The organism is Lawsonibacter sp. LCP25S3_E2 (genome assembly GCF_052117285.1).
Taxonomy (GTDB): domain Bacteria; phylum Bacillota; class Clostridia; order Oscillospirales; family Oscillospiraceae; genus Lawsonibacter.
The window spans coordinates 1-774 of record NZ_JBQKJL010000072.1; the positions used below are offsets into that span (position 1 = coordinate 1).

Sequence of the window (774 nt, forward strand, 5' to 3'; positions counted from 1 at the left end):
ATAGGGAGCGTTTTCTTTCAGCTTCTCAATCAGATGGGTCTCCAGATAGCGCACATGGTTTTCAACCGTTGGCTTGCCCTTGGGCTTGCGTGGAGGTGGAGGAAGGACAACGGTATCGTAGAAGTCCTCCAAATCTGAGAAAACGGAGTTCAAGACAAGCTCATCTTTAGAGTGCTTTGAAATCGCACTCTTCAGATTATCGGGAACGAGGTACTTCGGCACAGCCCCGTAAAAGGACAGCGCATGTACCACGCCCGAAATAAAGCTGGTAAGTTTCTCGTTCAAAAAGATTTCGGCATACACGCAGCTGCTGAAGCCGAGTGTCGTAGCGAAGACATGCACCTTTTTCACTTCGCCTGTCGCTGGGTCAAGGAGAAGCTCCGGCTGGTCGCCTACCCAGTCAATATACATACGCTCGCCGGGGATGCGTTCCACTGGCATCGTGACGGATGTCTGTCCGAAGTTCTCAGTGAGGAACGCGCGGTACAACGCATAGAACTGAGAGAGCTGGTATCCGTCAGGATGTTCCTCCTTGTACTCCAGCCAGATAAACGCCAGATTTGGCTGCTTCATGGCAGACATACGCGCGTGGATCTTGGCAAAGTCCGGCATGGGCTTCTCACTGCGCTTCAGGTTTTCAGGTGGATAGAACGCCACCTCGACGGCTTTCGGCGGCATAGCCCTTAGTTCTTCGAGCGTAAGGCCGAGCTCCTTAAATCGTTTCATGATGAGCGTGACGGTACTGGAGCCAATACCGTACCGCTTCTGGGTAGT

1 protein-coding gene is annotated in these 774 nt (G+C 52.6%); it reads right to left on the reverse strand.

Features of this window, described 5'->3' with window-relative positions; all coding sequences use genetic code 11:
- A partial coding sequence (locus tag ACTQ3R_RS16560) for a hypothetical protein (protein WP_441780238.1) occupies positions 1–774 on the reverse strand: 774 nt, incomplete at both ends.